The organism is Alcanivorax sp. 1008 (genome assembly GCF_020667895.1).
Taxonomy (GTDB): Bacteria; Pseudomonadota; Gammaproteobacteria; order Pseudomonadales; family Alcanivoracaceae; genus PGZG01.
Genome location: NZ_JAFMPS010000004.1, coordinates 213,496 through 231,170 on the forward strand (window position 1 = coordinate 213,496; position 17,675 = coordinate 231,170).

Annotated in this window: 19 protein-coding genes; 6 read left to right on the forward strand and 13 right to left on the reverse strand. The window is 56.1% G+C overall.

What is annotated here, in order from left to right; translation table 11 throughout:
* Nucleotide 1: 1 nt before the first annotated feature.
* Both J1C54_RS07600 and J1C54_RS07605 read right to left on the reverse strand, forming a co-directional pair.
* Nucleotides 2-1,849: a lipopolysaccharide assembly protein LapB gene (locus tag J1C54_RS07600; RefSeq protein ID WP_229146186.1), complete on the reverse strand. Its 1,848-nt coding sequence runs from the start codon at nt 1,847-1,849 to the stop codon at nt 2-4.
* Between the two features lie 2 nt (nt 1,850-1,851).
* The gene (locus J1C54_RS07605; protein WP_229146187.1) at nt 1,852-2,355 is read right to left on the reverse strand and encodes a hypothetical protein; all 504 of its coding nucleotides are present in this window, start codon (nt 2,353-2,355) and stop codon (nt 1,852-1,854) included.
* Nucleotides 2,356-2,519: 164 nt separating this feature from the next.
* On the opposite strand from J1C54_RS07605, the gene J1C54_RS07610 reads away from it, so the two are divergent.
* Nucleotides 2,520-3,284 (forward strand): SDR family NAD(P)-dependent oxidoreductase, encoded by a 765-nt coding sequence (locus J1C54_RS07610; protein WP_229146188.1) that lies wholly within the window; start codon nt 2,520-2,522, stop codon nt 3,282-3,284.
* On the opposite strand, the gene J1C54_RS07615 is transcribed toward J1C54_RS07610, so the two are convergent.
* A complete protein-coding gene (locus J1C54_RS07615) occupies nt 3,274-4,845 on the reverse strand; it encodes a diguanylate cyclase (protein ID WP_229146189.1) in 1,572 nt (523 codons plus the stop codon). The genes J1C54_RS07610 and J1C54_RS07615 overlap by 11 nt on opposite strands.
* A 111-nt stretch (nt 4,846-4,956) precedes the next feature.
* On the opposite strand from J1C54_RS07615, the gene J1C54_RS07620 reads away from it, so the two are divergent.
* Nucleotides 4,957-5,910 carry an alpha/beta hydrolase gene (locus J1C54_RS07620; RefSeq protein WP_229146190.1) on the forward strand — a complete coding sequence of 318 codons (954 nt, stop codon included), beginning with the start codon at nt 4,957-4,959 and terminating at the stop codon, nt 5,908-5,910.
* Here the strand turns inward: J1C54_RS07620 and J1C54_RS07625 are convergent.
* From J1C54_RS07625 to J1C54_RS07665, 9 genes are all read right to left on the reverse strand, one after another.
* Entirely contained in the window at nt 5,891-6,229 is a 339-nt protein-coding gene (locus tag J1C54_RS07625; RefSeq protein WP_229146191.1) for a histidine triad nucleotide-binding protein, read from the reverse strand. The genes J1C54_RS07620 and J1C54_RS07625 overlap by 20 nt on opposite strands.
* A gap of 10 nt (nt 6,230-6,239) precedes the next feature.
* Nucleotides 6,240-6,788: a DUF3299 domain-containing protein gene (locus tag J1C54_RS07630; protein WP_229146192.1), complete on the reverse strand. Its 549-nt coding sequence runs from the start codon at nt 6,786-6,788 to the stop codon at nt 6,240-6,242.
* Complete coding sequence (locus J1C54_RS07635) at nt 6,785-8,041, reverse strand: ABC transporter permease (protein WP_229146193.1); 1,257 nt, start codon at nt 8,039-8,041, stop codon at nt 6,785-6,787. The genes J1C54_RS07630 and J1C54_RS07635 overlap by 4 nt, the downstream gene beginning before the upstream one ends.
* Nucleotides 8,041-8,754 (reverse strand): ABC transporter ATP-binding protein, encoded by a 714-nt coding sequence (locus tag J1C54_RS07640; protein WP_229146194.1) that lies wholly within the window; start codon nt 8,752-8,754, stop codon nt 8,041-8,043. Before J1C54_RS07640 ends, J1C54_RS07635 begins: the two co-directional genes overlap by 1 nt.
* Nucleotides 8,751-9,284: a DUF2796 domain-containing protein gene (locus tag J1C54_RS07645; RefSeq protein WP_229146195.1), complete on the reverse strand. Its 534-nt coding sequence runs from the start codon at nt 9,282-9,284 to the stop codon at nt 8,751-8,753. Before J1C54_RS07645 ends, J1C54_RS07640 begins: the two co-directional genes overlap by 4 nt.
* A 13-nt stretch (nt 9,285-9,297) precedes the next feature.
* Nucleotides 9,298-10,341 (reverse strand): GTP-binding protein, encoded by a 1,044-nt coding sequence (locus J1C54_RS07650; RefSeq protein WP_229146196.1) that lies wholly within the window; start codon nt 10,339-10,341, stop codon nt 9,298-9,300.
* Nucleotides 10,338-10,754 (reverse strand): Fur family transcriptional regulator, encoded by a 417-nt coding sequence (locus tag J1C54_RS07655; RefSeq protein WP_229146197.1) that lies wholly within the window; start codon nt 10,752-10,754, stop codon nt 10,338-10,340. Before J1C54_RS07655 ends, J1C54_RS07650 begins: the two co-directional genes overlap by 4 nt.
* A gap of 139 nt (nt 10,755-10,893) precedes the next feature.
* Nucleotides 10,894-11,778 carry an acyltransferase gene (locus J1C54_RS07660; protein ID WP_229146198.1) on the reverse strand — a complete coding sequence of 295 codons (885 nt, stop codon included), beginning with the start codon at nt 11,776-11,778 and terminating at the stop codon, nt 10,894-10,896.
* A gap of 101 nt (nt 11,779-11,879) precedes the next feature.
* Complete coding sequence (locus J1C54_RS07665; RefSeq protein WP_229146199.1) at nt 11,880-13,559, reverse strand: 2-isopropylmalate synthase; 1,680 nt, start codon at nt 13,557-13,559, stop codon at nt 11,880-11,882.
* Nucleotides 13,560-13,769: 210 nt separating this feature from the next.
* Between J1C54_RS07665 and J1C54_RS07670 the strand changes: the two genes are divergently transcribed.
* Genes J1C54_RS07670 through bioD form a run of 4 tightly spaced genes read left to right on the forward strand, consistent with a single transcriptional unit; the run spans nt 13,770 to nt 15,993 of the window.
* Nucleotides 13,770-14,264: an Lrp/AsnC family transcriptional regulator gene (locus J1C54_RS07670; RefSeq protein ID WP_229146210.1), complete on the forward strand. Its 495-nt coding sequence runs from the start codon at nt 13,770-13,772 to the stop codon at nt 14,262-14,264.
* A 16-nt stretch (nt 14,265-14,280) separates the two neighbouring features.
* A complete protein-coding gene (locus tag J1C54_RS07675; protein ID WP_229146200.1) occupies nt 14,281-15,141 on the forward strand; it encodes a PA4780 family RIO1-like protein kinase in 861 nt (286 codons plus the stop codon).
* Between the two features lie 40 nt (nt 15,142-15,181).
* A complete protein-coding gene (locus J1C54_RS07680; protein ID WP_229146201.1) occupies nt 15,182-15,379 on the forward strand; it encodes a DUF2892 domain-containing protein in 198 nt (65 codons plus the stop codon).
* Nucleotides 15,376-15,993 carry a dethiobiotin synthase gene (gene bioD / locus J1C54_RS07685; RefSeq protein WP_229146202.1) on the forward strand — a complete coding sequence of 206 codons (618 nt, stop codon included), beginning with the start codon at nt 15,376-15,378 and terminating at the stop codon, nt 15,991-15,993. The genes J1C54_RS07680 and bioD overlap by 4 nt, the downstream gene beginning before the upstream one ends.
* Here the strand turns inward: bioD and J1C54_RS07690 are convergent.
* Nucleotides 15,990-17,576: an ABC-F family ATPase gene (locus J1C54_RS07690; protein WP_229146203.1), complete on the reverse strand. Its 1,587-nt coding sequence runs from the start codon at nt 17,574-17,576 to the stop codon at nt 15,990-15,992. The two genes, bioD and J1C54_RS07690, sit on opposite strands and share 4 nt — an antisense overlap.
* Nucleotides 17,577-17,675 lie beyond the last annotated feature (99 nt).

The following is a 17,675-nucleotide window of genomic DNA, read 5'->3' on the forward strand; positions in this document are numbered from 1 at the left end:
ATCAGCGGCTACGTTTCTCTCGCACCATCAGATTCTGTAAGTCTCCCAGAGCGGCCCAGCTTTCAGCGGTAAAGGCCTTCAGGCGCTGGCGAGTGGTTTCGATCTGCGTCATCGCCAGCAACTCGATTTGCTGCTGCTGGCGACCCAGAAGCTTATCACCGCGCCCTTCAAGCTCGCCGATTTCATTATAAAGGCCGGCCAACTGATGACCGAGCGATACCACCCTATGGCTGTCACCGCTGGCCGCAGAAGAAACCCGGTCAGAAAGTACAGCGGTTTCCTTGAGAAGCGTATCAAGCTCCTTTAACTGACTCTCTCGCTGCCATTGCCGTGGCACACTGTTCTCTTGCAACTGCCACAAAAGCAGGCCCTTCTGTAATGCCAGTCTTTCGCGTAGTTCCGGCTTGATTTTTTCTGGCCAACGGGACATCAGTGTTTCTACTTCATCGACCGCAGCCAACAGCTTGCGCTCATCTTCGCTGGCGAACATGGATAGATCATTACTCTGCTGACCATGCTTAAAGCGCTGCTCCATTTTCTTCAACTGCTGTGGCCAACCCGCCTGCTCGAGAGCAGCCAACATATCCTCAGCCAGCGGCACCTGCTCGCGGTGTTTGCGCACCTGTGCCGCAACCATCTCCTCGATAGCAGGCAAACGCTGACGCCAGCTATGTAATAAATGTATCTGCCGCAACTGTTCGTGATAATCGCGCCATCGACTATGAAAGTCATGGGAGGCAAAAAGATGACGGAAAGTGGCGAAACTCTCCACTCGTCCTGGCTTGAACGGCGGCAGGCCCTCCATGGCGGTAGACCAGACTGGCTCTTGAACCAGATCAGCAAACCATTGCCCGGAACGAATCTGCTGCTCCAATTCGGCCAGATAGCGATAGTGCTCGGTATAACGACTGATCGCATATCGATAGCCAGTCGCCGCCCTGCCGAAGTCGCCCAGCACCTGGAATAGCCAAGGCAGAGACAGCAATGCTTCCTGAGTTTCTTCAAACTGCAGCGAGCGCTCAGCCAAGGTCTGCAAAGACCCCAGAGCGCGCGCCGGCTCGTCGCTGGCAATCCATGCTCTTCCATGTAGCAGCAATGCGGTTTCACTGTAGGGACCATCAAGCCTTGCTGCACGCAGGACTTTACGGGCCTGTCTGGTCTGACCGGTGCGCAAATAGTGGACTCCAAGGGCGAGCATTGCGCGATCTTTGAGAGCATTGGTTTCGTCATCGCCGGGCGGCAAGTTGGCCACCTGCCAAAGCAGCCCCTCCCCTCTATCACCATCGCCGCTGTTGATGCGACTTACCGCAAGGTTGTAACGCAGATAGGCACTCAGTGAGTCTTCATTAAGATAATCGAGTGCATCACCGGTTTCCTCAAAGCGCCCCATACGCATCAACAAGCGAGTACGCAGAGCATGGAACTGACGATTCAGCTGCTCTGGCGGAGTACCAATCTGCTCATCCAGCAATGCCAGTGCATCCGTATAGCGCTGCTTGCGATAATGCAGCTCCGCCAAATGCAACCAGATACTTGGCGCAAGCGCCGGATCAACACTCTCCGCCAGTAATTTGCGAAACAAAGCCTCTGCCTCATCGGGCATGCCGTAGTGAGCATAGAGAGCGCCAAGTAGCACCTGAGCCTGAGGTGCCTGGGTTGGCAGGGTGCCGGTCTCCAACGCCATCAGCGCCTGACTCATAGCGGCGAACCAGTTCTGCTGGTAGTAATCGAACAGGATCGCGCCATAACCCGGGTCTACCACCTGATGGGGGCGGTCGATACGGTTACTTGCCATCAATGGAGCAGACAGCAAAAGTACCAGCAGCACAAAGATCCCGGATCGACGCATCGTTACTGCCAGCTATGCAAAACAAATACGGGTTGCTGGGCGGCGGCGTCATCTTCCATGCGCAGCTGTACAAACTGGCGACCATTACCCTTTTCAAACTGCAGGGTTACCGCCCGTCGATACTCCCGGTTGCCCGGGCCGCTGCCACTTACAAAGGCGGTTAGTTCATGGCTGCCATTGCGAATGTTTGTCACGTGAAGCTTCTGAATGGCGCCGGTCTTCAATGCCTGAACTTCACGCTCTGTGTATAGGTGACCATCAATGGTCTTGCCATCCAACTTCAATGTAATGGAGTCAGGGCTGAAGTACTTGCCCACATCCAGAGAAACAAAAACCGCCAACTGGGTATCTGCAGGGAACAACAACTCTTCCTCCAGCAGCAACAATCGGCGATTGATATCCAGTACATCCTTACGAAACTGGGCCAGATCCTGATCGAGCTCGCCGGCGACAACACTGCACACCAGTACCAACCAGACCAGCAAACCCTGCCATAGCCTTTTCATATGCAAACCCCAAACTCACCTTGTCGGAAATCTATCATGACTCAGCGCTCAAGACGCAGACCGAATTCACACCATCCGAGATTACGCTTATCCAGGCCAAGCGCTTCACGTCGCCTTGCCGGAGCTCGGCACAGGCTGGGGCAGTGAAACTCAGGATTACCCATATGCTTAACCATTCCGGCATCGCCGTCGTAATTGGCGCCAGTCAGGGCATTGGCCTTGCCATGGTAAAAGACCTGCTAGCCCGCCCTCAGGTAAAACGTGTTTACGCTGCCTCACGGCATGCCATGCTTAGCGTGCCACTGGGGACCCTGACGGAAGAGTACGGAGATCGACTGCAAGTTCTTTCCCTGGACAGCACACAGGAATCAGACATTGCCAGTCTTGCCAATGAGGTACGCGAGCGAGACCAACGCTTGCACTGGCTGATTAACTGCGCAGGACTGCTGCATGATTCGGCTAGAAATATTCGCCCGGAGAAAAGACTTGAACAGATAGATATGGCACAACTGGAGGCGATTTTCAGGATCAATACCTTTGCACCTATTCTGCTGGCAAAACACTTTCTAGCACTGCTGAACCACGACCAACCGGCGTGCTTTGCGTCAATTTCTGCCCGGGTTGGTAGCATCAGCGACAACCATCTCGGTGGCTGGTACAGCTACCGAGCCAGCAAGGCAGCACAGAACCAATTCATTAAAACTTTTGCCATTGAAGCCGAACGGCGAGCTCCTAACCTGACATGTCTTGCGCTCCATCCGGGCACCACCGATACCGGCCTGTCCAAACCATTCCAAAAAAATGTTCCACAGGAAAAGCTGTTCTCCACTACCTTCGTTGCAGAGCGCCTTCTGGATATCGTGTTCAGCCGGCCGGCGGCAGACAGTGGCAAATTCCTTGCCTGGGATAACAGTGAAATTACGTGGTAGCACGCACCACTCGATTTCTGCCAGAACCCTTCGCCTCATAGAGTGCCTGGTCAGCCAGTTTGATTAGATCTCTGGGAGATTGAGCGGCATCAGGCACCACAGTCGCCAGGCCGGCACTGATGGTGATGCGGAGCTCTTCTCCACCACCAATCCTGATACGATGGGCGGCCAGCACTTCCCGGAAGCGATTAGCCTGTTCCAGTACATTAATATCAGTATTGGGCAGCACCACAGCAAACTCCTCGCCGCCATATCGAGCGACCATATCAGCGGGGCGCTTGAAGTGTGATGTCATAAGTGCCGCCAGATCACGTAGACATTGATCCCCAATCTGGTGGCCCCATGTATCATTGAGCTTCTTGAAATGATCGACATCAAACAGCAGCATACTTATAGGCAACTGTTCACGGGCGGCACGCTGCCACTCATGCCCCAGATAGTCATCCAGTGCCCGACGGTTGGCCAGCCCGGTTAATGGATCGGTAAGACTGAGCGAGGCAAGCCGCTGGTTGGCATCACGCAGCTCCTGGGTGCGCTCCTCCACCAGTGACTCCACAATCTGGCCGCGACGCTGTAGCAACCACAGGTAGCCGCAGACAATAATCACCATCAGCGTTCCCACCAATAGCGCCGCAATGGGTAGTACGGAAATCTCTGCCCGGACCATGCCCCAACCAGGCGACATCTCCAGCTGCCACTGACGGCCAGCAAACTCTTCCATCATCACCTGATAACGATGGCCAGAGGGTTTGCCTCGCTGAAGAAGCACTCCCCCCTCATCCACATCAACAATTTTTAACCAGCGCTGCTTGTCGATATTCGGGAAGATGCGTGAGACAAACTGGTCAATGCCGATCACCGCGACGACAAAGCCTCGTAATGCCTGACGCCTTTCCACAACAGAAGCAGGCCGCCCTGCATAAACAGGCAGCGCAATCATTACAGCAACGCTATCTGCGTGATCCGGGTGTAGCAATAATGAGGGCGCAGACATGATCAAGTTGCCACTATCCCGCGCGGCCTCGATTGCAGCGAATCGTCGAGGGCGACTAGCCAGATCGATACCAGCAAGTATCTCGTTATCTGCCTGCGGCACGATAAATTTTATAGGGAAATATTCTGTACGCACTGGAGAAGGTAAACGCTGCCGACCATCGTCCACATAATAGATTCGCCGACCAAGTACTGCCTCGAATTCAGCACGCTGCTCATCAGATACACGCGGCACCCACTGCAGATTCTGCACCAGCTGATTGCGCTGCAGGGCGGCCTCCGCCACGTCCTCAAAAACAATTGCAGGCAGTGAATCCGCATAGCGGATCACATCTCGCAGGGTATAGAGTGCCTCCATATTCTGACGCAGCTCGCTACGCAGGAACCGCGCCTGACCATCTACCTGCTGATGAAAATGCTGCTGCGCCGCCCGGTAATCGAGCCGAAAAAGCCATGCTGACACCGACAAGGTGAATAGCATCCCCGCCACAGCCAGAACAATCAGCATACCGCGAGAGCTAACCAAGCCCTGCCATACGGGATCAAAAACCCGATGACGATCAATCATCTACCCGCCCCTGAAACCCAGCTGTCACCACACTCCCCTCTTACCTGGCAATCCTGTTTCCGCTAGTGTGCCACATTCGGAATGAACCAAACCTGAACGGATGATTAACTGATGAACCATGCCCAACGCCGCGACATCGTGCCCATAGACCAGCGCGGTCAACGGATACTGGCCGGCATACTCCGCGCCATCCTCAAGACCCTGATGAAACCCATGTTCCACCCTCGAGTGCCCGCAGTGTGGTTACGGGCTGGCATGCGCCTGCTGACCAGCAGCACGCTGAACGCTACGGGGATTCGCTTTCAGCCCCTGCAACTGGGTACCGTTCGGGGAGAACTCGCCGCACCGGCACAGACCGGGCCGCAAGCCATCCTTTATCTTCATGGTGGCGCCTACTGTGTTGGCAGCCCTGCCACACACCGAGCCGTCACCTCCCATCTGGCGCGGGCCACCAGCGCCTCAGTATTTGCCATTGATTACCGGCTGGCTCCAGAGCACCCCTTTCCCGCTGCCACGGATGATGCGCTAGAAGCCTACCGCTGGCTGCTGGATAACGGTTATTCGAGCACGGATATTTTCATTGCCGGAGACTCCGCCGGCGGCGGACTTACGCTGGCTACCGCCCTACAGATTCGCGAACTATCGCTACCCATGCCCGGAGGTATTGTCCTGCTATCCCCTTGGGCGGACCTGACCAATCCGGAACAGAGCGCCAGCAATCAGTGCGATGACGTTATGTTGAGCTGGGCAACACTGGAGCACTCCGCGCAATCCTATGTAGGCGATGCACGCAGCGGGCCGCTCGCCTCTCCCCTACTGGCGGAACTGGACAATCTGCCACCCACTCTGATCATTGTCGGCAGCGACGAGATCCTGCTGAATGACTCAGAGCGCTTATATGAAAAGCTGAAAACAGCAGGCACAACGGTGTGTCTGTCTGTGTATCAGCAGATGTGGCATGTCTTCCCTGTTCACGCAGGCATGCTCGCCAGCGCCGATCTCGCCATCAGTGAAATGGCCGAATGGATCAGCGGTAAAACACAGATCAGCCCGGCGGCCAGCTAAACGGCCGCCCACCCAGCACATGGATATGCAAGTGGAAGACGGTCTGGCTTGCACCGGCGCCATTGTTCACATTCAGGCGAAAGTCAGTCAGCCCCTCCTGCGCGGCAACCTTGTTGGCCACCAGCAAAAGATGGCCAAGCAAAGCTTGATCTTCCGCGCTGGCATCACTGAGCTTGGCAATCGGCTTTTTCGGAATTACCAGAAAATGCACCGGCGCCTGAGCATTGATATCGCGAAATACCAGCGCATCATCATCTTCATAAATAATGTCTGCGGGAATTTCTCGCTTGATGATCTTGGAAAAAAGTGTATCTGCCATTTCGCCCCCTTCAGAATTCTATGACTTCAGCCTTGTCTGCATCCAGGGTATAGCCTGCCAGACCAAACTCCGTTTCAGCAGGCTCTACCTTCAGCGTGCCAGTAATCCACAATGCACCAAAAGCGTCGTCCACCGGGACACCCTGACCCTTCATTTGCACCAACACAATCTGGTTGCGGGGCGGCGGCGGCGTATGAATGCAGGCGCCAAAGTAAGGAACCAGCAAAAATGTTCTGACTTGCTCCGCGTCACCATCCAGAGGTACAGCATAACCCGGCATGCGCACATGCTTGCCATCAAGCTCTGCCACCAGCGGCGCCTGATCCCACACCTCACGAATTCGCTGCATCATTTTTTCGGCAATCGGATCTCCATCCTCAATTTCCGTGATGCCGGCAAACTCTTCAAACAATGACTGTGGCTGCCAGTCCGCCGGCACCAGATCATCCCATTCCAGCTCCCGCGCTGTTTGTGCTGAAACGACACTGGCGCTGAGCAAGCCAAACCAGACGACAATAGTCGTCGACAGCAACCTTACGTTTCCAAATGCAGTGATCACAAACGCATCCCCAAGCCATCTGTCAGTGATTGCCGGTAGGCGCGCCACGCGGGCCACACTCCAGCCAGCAGCGCAGCCAGCATAACCGCTGCAATCAGGATAAATTCCTTTGCCACTGGTGACCACAAGGTCAGCGCCAACCCCAGTCGGGCGGACACCCAGGGCGCCGCCAGCAGCGAAGCAAGCTGCAACAACAGCACACCTGCCAAAACACCCAACAACGTTAACAGCAAGCTCTCGCCAATAACCAATGCAAAGATCTGCCAGGGCCGGGCGCCGATTGCTCGCAGAATAGCCATTTCCCTGCGTCGTTCATTCAAGGCAGTGAGTAGAGCGGTCAACATAACCACCACTGCCACCATCACCACCATCCAGGCCACCAGGGCCAGAGCGTTCTCCGCCAGCGCCATCATCTGCCACAGCTGCTGCAGTGCCACACCCGGAATAATCGCCAACAACGGCTCTTCAGCCGCTGTATTGATGGAACGTTGCACCTGAAACACAGCGATTCGGGATTTCAGGCCTACCATCAGGGCGGTTACCGAACGTGGCCGCAGATCACGCTCGCGCACCTGCTCAGCCGTCAGCCTCATCCCCGGCAACGGCGCACCCGCCAGCCAGTCTGCGTGAATCGCCTCTATCCCCTGCAATGAAACATGTACTGTGTTGTCCACCGGCGTACCGGTAGCAGCGAGAATACCTACAATCCGAAATGGCTTGTCGGCATGATCAATCAGGCTGACCTTGCCTCCACCATGTGACAGGGCAATCTCCTGACCCAGTTGATAGCCCAGTCGCTGGGCCACATTTGCACCAACCACCGCATCAAACAGATCGTCAAAAGGCTCGCCATCGGCAAACTCAAGGCTGCGCTGCCGCGCATAGCGGTAGTGATCAAAGTAGGCCGCGCTGGTACCCAATACCGGAAAGCCCCGATGTGAGTCACCCAATGACAACGGCACAACCCAGTCCACCTGAGGCTGCGCAGCAATACGCTCAACACTTTTCCAGCTGACATTGGCGGTAGGCTCGCCAATACGAAAAACGCTGTACAGCAGAAGATTCAGCGGCCCGCTGCGCGCCCCAACTATCAGGTCCACCCCGGAAACCGTACTGGCAAAACTGTCACGCACCTGATCTCGCAGTCGCTCGACCCCCAGCAGCAGTGCCACACTCAGGGCCATCGACAAAACCACTAATAGCGCCGTACCGCGACGATTAGCCAGACTTTTGCCAGCCAAACGAATCAACATCAGCAAGATACCCCATCAGCACGGGCCGATTTGTTCAGCTCCCGCAAGTCCAGCACGCGGGAGAAATGCTGCGACAAACTGACATCGTGACTGACAAACAGTAATGCGGCCCCGGCCGCCTCACACTCTTCCATCAGCAACGGTATAAAACGATCTCGGTGCTCACTATCCAGCGCAGATGTGGGCTCATCGGCCAGCAACAATGCGGGCCTGCCGAACAATGCCCGAGCCGCTGCCACGCGCTGTTGCTGCCCCACGGAAAGCGCCGTGGCCGGACGCTGCCACAGCTCCTCAGGCAGGCCCAGGCGTTCCAGAAGTCGCTCCGCTTCTGCTGTTGCCGAGCCGGAAAGCTGCTCCGCCTGGCAACGACGCGAAGCAGAGAATTTAGCCGTCAGCAGCACGTTATCCAGCACTGAAAGATATGGCAGCAAATTGAACACCTGAAAGATAATGCCGAACTGATCCGCTCTGAGACGATCCCGTTGCGATGATCGCCAGCCGCTTACCTGCTCACCCTGAAAGATAACTTGCCCAGCCTGCGGTACCGCTATGCCGGCAATCAACGATAGTAGTGTGGTCTTGCCACAGCCACTGGGACCAATGATAAAAACCCGCTCCGCCGCTGCCAGGGAAAGCTGCCCAATCTGTAGCACAGGCTCCGAAGCCCCTGGCCACTGGTAACTCACATTCTGCAGGGAAAGCAAATTACTCATGGCGCAGACGACAACACAAGTACGGGCGAGCGACGATTCAGGCTGGCCACTTCGGCGCCATACTCGGTCACCGCCTGTGCGTTAATAGTCACCGCCGGAAGCCATTCGAACAGCTGCACTGTGACTTGGTTAAGATATTTCGGGCTGGCACAGGAGAACTGATATTCGATAACAAAGTCCGCATGGCCATGGTGGTGATTCTTTTCATCAGTAGATAGCAGCACACTCTCCACCTTGGAAGACTGCACAACGCAATCGGCTCTGGCATCCGGCATGACGATCTTCAGAGGGGCGTTAAACTTCTCTGCCGCCTCCCTGATGGCGGCCTCCTGTGCAGCGGATGAAGGGGCATGCTCAAAACCGAGCACATCCATGGCCGGCAATGTCAGCAATACACTTAATTCCCCTTCCTGACTGGATACCAGCAGCTCGCCCTGCCCGTGCACATGGGTGCCGTGCGCCTGAAGCAGGGGCGCAATAGCCAGCAAAGACAGAATCAGCCATTTCCATTTATTGGTCCGATTAATCATCAGGCACCTCTCCTTACCCCGCAGCCTCGTTACTCAAAGCCAGCATCTTGATCCTTGCCAATAGTCTGTCAGGCAGGCTGTTATCAGTCGTATCCACAATCAATACCATACGACTATCATGATCCGGGCCCGGCCATGCGGGCAGACTACGTGGCTCGTCCATGCCCTGGGCGACCGCTTGCACCAGTAGTGGTCCTGCGTCTCCTGCAACCTTGAAAAGCCCCTTAAAACGAAGCAGCCGCCGTGCATTTTCACCCAGAACCTGCTCCAGAGCGCGCATCAACGACCAGCGCTCCAGCGGCTCGTCAATGCGCATACTGGCTGCGTGAATGGTGCTGTCCGCATGGCGCAACGACTGCAACGCACCCGCGGGCAACGCCATACCCGCTCCTGCAGCGGCGGGCCGAAAGCTGGTTGCATCGGTCAATCCAGTAAAGCGGCAGCGTGTTTCTGCGGCATCATCAAGCGACAAATCAGGCAGCTCACCTGGCTGCATTGACTCAATACGCGCCGCAGAGTTCAGTCCGGCAAGGCCCGCGCACATCTCCAGTTGTTGCGCCGCAGATGCTTGATCCGCGTGGGTCATCAGTAGCACATCCGCCACCAGCACCTGCTCGATAACTTCAGGGAAAGCCTTCAATCCCTCTACGCCACGCCGCATATCTACGGTGGTGATCACCGAGGCAAGACGGTAGTGGCGCTCGAGAAAGCGGTCACGCATCAGGGTTTCGATCAGCCCCCAGGGATCTGCCGCACCCGTGGTTTCAATAATCAGGCGATTAAATCGGGGTATCGAAGCGGATCGACGGGCCATCCACAGGTTGCGCAGCGTGCTGTTCAAAGTGCCTCGCACCGTGCAGCAGACGCAGCCACCAGCGAGCAGTGTCACCGGCACCGAGCGATCTTCGATTAACTGATCGTCAATGCCAACATCACCCAGCTCATTGATCACCAATGCGGAGTCGGGGTAGTGCGGTAGCAAGGCATTCAGCAGCGTTGTCTTGCCGCTGCCGAGAAAGCCGGTCAAGACAAATACCGGCAGCCGGTCAGCGTTCACTGAGCGCACTCCGGGCACAGCCCACGCAGGGTCATCTCCACATCCTGGAGATCAAACCCTTGCGGCACGGAAGGGGCCCGAGCTTTAGCATCCATGCAGAAAACCATACCGCAGCCGTGGCAGTGGAAATGAGCATGGCGATGGTCGGTATGATTCTCCGCGCTAAATCGCCAAACACGATCCTCGGAGCTGACCTTATGGGCTACACCTTGGTCGACCAGCCAGTTAAGCACCCGATACAGGGTGACGCGGTCACACACCTCCGCCAACTGCTGTTCTAACTCGTGATGGGATAACGGTCTTGCGGAAGCGAACAATCGAGCCAGCACTGCACAGCGTGCCCGAGTAATACGAGCGCCATGTCTGGCGAGGCACTCACGGGCGCGAAGATCAAAATCGGAGCTATTTGTCATGGCCGGCATTCCAGCAAAGTCGGGCTGCAAATGCAACTGTGTGGCAAGTATGAAATTTGGCCGCCCCTGGATCAGGGACTGCATCTCAGGATATCTGCAGGGGATAATTGGTTAACAACAGAGCAGGAAGATCGAAGAATTATTTTTCCAGCAGGGCGTGAATGCGGGCATCCTTATCACGCCATAAATGTGCCACCCAGTCGTGCATATACTGTCGAAAAACCGGGTCATTCTCGTAATCGCCCTGCCATAACGCAGGGTCCAGATCACGGATAAGAATATCCACTCGGACACGGGCAACCTGCCCCGACAGCAATGCCCAAAAACCGGGAGCTGGCTCATCGTCATACACTACCGTCACATCCAGCAATGCGTCGATCTGCTCTCCCAGTGCCGCCAGCACAAAGGCAATGCCACCGGACTTTGGCCTTAACAAATGCCGATAGGGCGATTGCTGTGCAGCCTGCTTGGCCGGGGTAAAGCGAGTGCCCTCCAAGTAGTTAACAATGGTCACCGGTAAATCGCGAAACTTTTCACAGGCCGCACGAGTAATGGCCAGATCCTGACCTTTCAGATCAGGACGGCGGGCGAGAAACTCCTTCGAATAGCGCTTCATGAACGGGTAATCCAGCGCCCAGAATGCCAGCCCCAGAAACGGCACCCAGATGAGTTCTTTTTTGAGAAAAAATTTGAAGTACGGAGTTTTCCGATTGAAGGCCTGTATCAGAGCCGGAATATCAACCCAGCTTTGATGGTTACTGACAATCAGGTAAGAGGAATCTCGACGCAGAGTTTCCGCACCACTAATTTCCCAACGAGTTGGCGTCATCAGGGCAAAGATAGCCTTGCAGCCTTCCGCCCAGGTTTCCGCCACCCACATAACCGAACGGGACAGCAGGGCTCGGGAGCCGCGGGTAGGCATCACCAGCTTCAGCAACGCGAGCAACAAAAGAGGGCCGATGAGGACAAGCGTATTGAGCAACAACAATAATGTTGTGGTCAGCCCGATCAGCGTAGACAGCACGGCAAGTATCCTCCATGAGATGCCGTTGCATAATAACCAAGCCCCAGCAGCCGCGCCAACTCAGTAGCATGCGCCTGATGGGGCTTCACTTCCCGGATTTATCAGCCCGCCAGGCGAGTACTTCGGGCCTCCGCGATTCCAGAAACCGCATTTAGCACAGCCTGCAATGCCGCAGATGTAGTGTCATCCGCCAGTGCGGCGGCGCTAACCATATTGCCGTCAATCTGCATGCGCACGCAGGCAAGTGCATTGGAGGCGGTATTGTCACCCAGAGAGAACTCGTCAAATGATTCCACACGGATGGCCACACCTAACTCCAGCGCCAATGAATTCACCAGCGCCGAGACCGCACCACTACCTTTGGCCACCAATACACGAAGCGGCATACCCGAAGAGCCGGCCACGGAAACTCTGGCTTCCACCACATCATCACTGCGATGCAGGTCATAGCCCTGCAGCTTCCAGCCATCACGAATACTCAGATAATGCTGATTGAACAGCTGATGGATACGGGCACCATTAATCTCGCCACCATCCGACTCTGCTTCGCCTTGAACAATTTTGGAAAACTCCACCTGTAGCCAGCGCGGCAGGGTAATGCCGTAATCTCGCTCCAGCACATGCACCACTCCACCCTTGCCTGACTGCGAGTTGATCCGCACCACCTCTTCATAACGACGACCGACATCAGCTGGATCAATTGGCAGATAAGCCACCTGCCAAATATCACCTTCGTCGTAACGGGCCAGACACTTACGAATCGCATCCTGATGGCTACCAGAGAATGCTGCATAGACAAACTCGCCGGCATAGGGATGACGAGGATGCATGCGAATATCCGTCACCTCCTGAACCACCTCAACGATGTCTTTCATGCGCGAGAAATCCAGCTGCGGATCGACTCCCTGGGAATACAGATTCATCGCCATGGTAATCAGATCCATATTGCCGGTGCGCTCGCCATTACCCAGCAAGGTGCCTTCAATACGGTCGGCGCCGGCCATCACACCAAGCTCAGCAGCCGCCACGGCACAACCACGGTCATTATGAGTGTGCAGGCTGATGCGCACATACTGGCGCTGCTGCATGGTATCGATCACCGTCTCGACCATATCGGCAAAAACGTTCGGTGTACTCATCTCTACCGTTGCCGGCAGATTGATCACTACCTTCTGACCGCCCTGCGGCTGCCAGACATTGTTCACCGCATCAATAACTTCCACGGCGTAATCAATTTCGGTACCGGTGAAAGATTCCGGCGAATACTGGAAGGTCCAGTCGGTATCCGGGTACTGCTGCGCATAATGTCTGACCCACTCCGCCCCACGAATGGCAATCTGCTTTATGCCGTCGCGATCCAGACCAAACACCTGCTGGCGTTGCACCGTGGAAGTGGAGTTGTAAACATGCATCACCGCGCTCTTCGCGCCCTTCAGGCTTTCGAAACTGCGGGCAATCAGATCCTCCCGGGCCTGAGTCAGCACCTGCACGGTAACGCCGTCGGGGATACGGTTCTCTTCAATCAGAGCACGGACGAAATCAAAGTCGGTCTGACTGGCCGCCGGAAAGCCCACTTCAATCTCCTTAAAGCCGACCTCCACCAGCAGCTGAAACAGCTTCTTTTTCTGCGCCACCGACATGGGTTTAACCAGCGCCTGGTTGCCATCACGCAAATCCACCGCACACCAATCCGGAGTGCGACTGATAACCTGATCCGGCCAGCGACGGGCAGGCTTGGCAATCGGGGCATAGGGGCGATACTTGCGGTGGTCAAACGCCATGTCGGTCTCCTGAGCTTGAATTTGCGGCCGGACAGACCCCTTGTGAGGACCTGGCAGGCCGAGCCGGCGGCTTACTTGTGATACTCCAGCGGCGACAGGACACATTGTGGCGAAAAGGCCGCGCAATGTGCTTGCAAATATCACCGATTTGGCGCTCCATATGGATATATATTGCCAACAAAGCATCAAAAGAGACGATTTATTGCCAATATGGTCAAAACAACGCACAAACTGGACCGCTATGACCGGCAAATCCTCGCCGCGCTGCAGGCCGATGGTAGCTTGACCAATCAGGAACTGGCCGAGCGGGTGGGACTGTCGCCCTCGCCCTGCTCCCGCCGGGTTAAGGCACTGGAAGAAGCCGGGATCATCAGCGGCCGCACCACCCTGCTCAACCAAAAGGCACTGGGGCTGGACCTTACCGTGATCCTGCAGATCAGCATGGACCGGCATACTCCCGAGCGTTTCGAGAACTTTGAGCGTACAGTGCGCGGCTTCCCGGAGGTGCAGTACTGCTATCTGGTAACCGGTCAGGACGCCGACTATCAGCTCAAGGTAGTGGTGCCGGATATGGATGCCTATCAGCAGTTCCTGCTTGGCAAGATCACCCGGATTGAAGGCGTCAGTGGTGTGCATTCCAGCTTTGTCATGCGCAAAGTGATAGATTCAACCGCAGTGCCCCTGGAATATCTGACACACAGCTGACAGGAGGAGCTTTCGAGTGAAAACGCCTAAACGCCTGCTGCCACTGCAGGAAGAAGGCCTGATCGACGAAGTGCTGGTGCAGCTGAAAAGCGGCAAAGAAGCGACCGTCTATCTGGTGCGTTGCGGCGACGAGATACGTGCCGCAAAGATGTACAAAGACGCCGCCCAACGCAGCTTCAAGCAGGCTGCGGTTTATCTGGAAGGCCGCAAGACCCGCAATAGCCGTGACGCCCGCGCCATGGCCCGTGGTTCAAAATTTGGTAAACGTGTCACCGAAGAAGGCTGGCAGAACGCCGAAGTCGATGCCCTGTACCGTCTCGACGCGGCGGGCGTGCGCGTGCCCAAGCCCTATGGCTGCTTCGATGACGTGCTACTGATGGAGCTGGTCACCGATGATGAAGGTGATGCGGCGCCGCGCCTGTGCGAGCTGGTGTTTTCACCGGAAGAAGCGGTGGAGCTGCACCATGAACTGATTCAGGAAGTGGTGCGTATGCTATGTGCCGGCGTCGTCCATGGCGACCTGTCCGAGTACAACATCTTGATGGATCCGTACGGCCCGGTAATTATCGATCTGCCGCAAGCCATCAATGCCGCCAGCAACCCCCATGCGGAAATGATGTTAATGCGGGATGTGCAGAACCTGGCGGACTTCTTTGGCCAGTTCGCACCGGAACTGAACAAAACGCGCTACGGTCTGGAAATCTGGCACCTGTATGAAGCCGGCGAACTGACCCCGGATAGCGTGCTCACCGGCGAAGCAGAAGAAGACCTGCATGAAGCGGATCTGGTCAGCGTGCTGCGCGAGATTGAAGATGCACGGCTTGAGGAAGAGGCCAGACTGGCGCGCATCAATGCAACAGATGATGATAGCGAATGAGTTTTGCGAACCTGATCCTTCACTACAGATGGAGCACCCTATGAAACAGAATGTCGGCAATATTGATCGTGCTTTCCGGCTCACCGGCGGCATCGTTATTATCGCAGCCGGAGTTTATTTTCAGAGCTGGTGGGGCGCAGTTGGCCTGATCCCCCTGTTCACCGGCACCACTCGCTGGTGTCCCGCTTACCTGCCGTTTGGCATGTCCACCTGTAAAGTGGAGAAAGCTGACACATGAGAGGTACATTCTTTGTCACCGGCACTGATACCGAAATTGGTAAAACCTGGGTCAGCTGCCGGCTGCTGGAGAGAGCACAAGCACAGGGTCTGAGCTGCTATGGACTCAAACCCATCGCTGCAGGTTGCGAGGACACCGCAGACGGCCCGCGCAATGAAGATGCGCTGGCGCTGATGGCATCCTCATCAGTGAAGCTCAACTACGATCAGGTCAACCCGGTGGCACTGAAGGCGGCCATTGCCCCGCATATTGCCGCACAGGACGAACAGCGCACGGTGACTGCCGAGCGACTTGCCGGCTATTTGCGCGGCACGCTAATGAGCCACAAGGCAGATCTGGTTCTGGTGGAGGGGGCCGGCGGCTGGCGAGTGCCCCTAAGCTATCGCGAAGCGCTATCCAGCCTTCCTCACATCATGCAGTTACCAGTAATTCTGGTAGTGGGCATGAAGCTTGGCTGCATTAACCACGCGCTGCTGACCGCGGAAGCCATTCAGCGCGATGGCCTGCAGTTATACGGCTGGGTTGCCAACGACCTTGGCAAGCCAATGGAACGCCTGGAAGAAAACGTCGCAACCCTCGAAGCCCTGATCCCGGCCCCAAGGATCACGCTTTAAACGACGCCGATGGAACGCAGGTAATCGTCGTAGCTGCCATGATAATCAGTCACGCCACTGGCGCTCAGCTCGATAATACGGGTCGCCAGTGACGACACAAACTGACGATCGTGGGAGACAAAAATCAGCGTGCCCGGATAGTGCTCCAGCGCCAGGTTAAGCGCTTCGATGGATTCCATATCCAAGTGGTTGGTGGGCTCATCCAGTAGCAACACATTGGCGTTGATCAGCGTCAGCTTGCCGAACAACATGCGCGCCTGCTCACCGCCGGACAATACCTTGACGGTTTTGCCGATATCGTCGCCACCAAATAGCATCCGACCCAACGCCGCCCGCACCACCTGCTCGCCACCCTTGGTCCAGCGGGCCATCCAGTCGAACAGGTTTTCGTTACCTTCAAAATCAGCGCTATGGTCCTGAGCGAAGTAACCCAGTTCAGCCGCGTCCGCCCATTTGATGTCACCACTGCTGGGCGTCAACTCGCCCGCCAGCAAACGTAGCAAAGTGGTTTTACCGATACCGTTCGGGCCGATAATCGCTACCTTCTCGCCCGCTTCAATTTGCATCGACACATCGCTGAACAGGGTCTCACCATCGTAGCCGTGGCTAATGCCATCCAGCGTGACCGCCTGCCGGTGCAGCTTCTTGTACTGCTCGAACTTGATATACGGGCTCACCCGGCTTGATGGCTTCACTTCCGCCAGCTCGATCTTGTCGATCTGACGGGCGCGCGAAGTGGCCTGCTTGGCTTTCGAGGCATTGGCAGAGAAGCGGCTGACGAAAGTTTGCAGCTCGGCAATCTGTGCCTTCTTTTTTGCATTATCGGAAAGCAGACGCTCGCGAGCCTGAGTCGCCGCCGTCATGTACTCATCATAGTTACCGGGGAAAAGCCGCAGCTCACCATAATCCAGATCCGCCATATGGGTGCAGACACTGTTCAGAAAGTGACGATCGTGAGAAATGATAATCATGGTGCTGTTACGCGCCGTCAGAATATCTTCCAGCCAGCGGATGGTATTGATATCCAGATGGTTAGTGGGCTCGTCCAGCAGCAGTACATCCGGGTCCGCAAACAACGCCTGGGCCAGCAACACGCGCAACTTCCAGCCCGGCGCAATGGCGCTCATTGGCCCCAGGTGCTGCTCCACAGGAATACCCAAACCGAGCAACAGATCACCAGCACGGGACTCAGCGGTATAGCCGTCCATCTCAGCGAATTCCATTTCCAGATCGGCAACCGCCATGCCATCTTCTTCGCTCATTTCCGGCAAAGAATAAATACGATCCCGCTCCGCCTTAACCCGGGCCAGCTCCGCATGGCCCATGATCACCGTGTCGATAACGCTGTCCTGCTCGTAAGCAAACTGATCCTGACGCAACTTACCCAGGCGAGTATCCGGCTCCAGCATCACCTGACCATTGGACGGCTCCAGATCACCGCCAAGGATTTTCATAAAGGTGGACTTGCCGCAGCCATTGGCACCGATCAAACCATAACGGTTGCCCTTGCCGAATTTGACAGAAACGTTCTCAAACAGCGGCTTGGGGCCAAACTGCATGGTGATATTGGCGGTGGAAATCATGACTCAGGCACATCCGGCAGATCAGTGAAGCGCCGGGGTCCGGCACAGAAGGGGCGGCATTGTAGCGGGTTGGGGGCGACAAGTATCGGCTAGTGGGCA

What these genes read in the sequence shown, in the direction of transcription:
- J1C54_RS07600 (WP_229146186.1), bottom strand. Translation starts at nt 1,849, where the DNA reads ATGCGTCGATCCGGGATCTTTGTGCTGCTGGTACTTTTGCTGTCTGCT.
- J1C54_RS07605 (WP_229146187.1), bottom strand. Translation starts at nt 2,355, where the DNA reads ATGAAAAGGCTATGGCAGGGTTTGCTGGTCTGGTTGGTACTGGTGTGC.
- J1C54_RS07610 (WP_229146188.1), top strand. Translation starts at nt 2,520, where the DNA reads ATGCTTAACCATTCCGGCATCGCCGTCGTAATTGGCGCCAGTCAGGGC.
- J1C54_RS07615 (WP_229146189.1), bottom strand. Translation starts at nt 4,845, where the DNA reads ATGATTGATCGTCATCGGGTTTTTGATCCCGTATGGCAGGGCTTGGTT.
- J1C54_RS07620 (WP_229146190.1), top strand. Translation starts at nt 4,957, where the DNA reads ATGAACCATGCCCAACGCCGCGACATCGTGCCCATAGACCAGCGCGGT.
- J1C54_RS07625 (WP_229146191.1), bottom strand. Translation starts at nt 6,229, where the DNA reads ATGGCAGATACACTTTTTTCCAAGATCATCAAGCGAGAAATTCCCGCA.
- J1C54_RS07635 (WP_229146193.1), bottom strand. Translation starts at nt 8,041, where the DNA reads ATGTTGATTCGTTTGGCTGGCAAAAGTCTGGCTAATCGTCGCGGTACG.
- J1C54_RS07640 (WP_229146194.1), bottom strand. Translation starts at nt 8,754, where the DNA reads ATGAGTAATTTGCTTTCCCTGCAGAATGTGAGTTACCAGTGGCCAGGG.
- J1C54_RS07645 (WP_229146195.1), bottom strand. Translation starts at nt 9,284, where the DNA reads ATGATTAATCGGACCAATAAATGGAAATGGCTGATTCTGTCTTTGCTG.
- J1C54_RS07655 (WP_229146197.1), bottom strand. Translation starts at nt 10,754, where the DNA reads ATGACAAATAGCTCCGATTTTGATCTTCGCGCCCGTGAGTGCCTCGCC.
- J1C54_RS07665 (WP_229146199.1), bottom strand. Translation starts at nt 13,559, where the DNA reads ATGGCGTTTGACCACCGCAAGTATCGCCCCTATGCCCCGATTGCCAAG.
- J1C54_RS07670 (WP_229146210.1), top strand. Translation starts at nt 13,770, where the DNA reads ATGGTCAAAACAACGCACAAACTGGACCGCTATGACCGGCAAATCCTC.
- J1C54_RS07680 (WP_229146201.1), top strand. Translation starts at nt 15,182, where the DNA reads ATGAAACAGAATGTCGGCAATATTGATCGTGCTTTCCGGCTCACCGGC.
- bioD (WP_229146202.1), top strand. Translation starts at nt 15,376, where the DNA reads ATGAGAGGTACATTCTTTGTCACCGGCACTGATACCGAAATTGGTAAA.
- J1C54_RS07690 (WP_229146203.1), bottom strand. Translation starts at nt 17,576, where the DNA reads ATGATTTCCACCGCCAATATCACCATGCAGTTTGGCCCCAAGCCGCTG.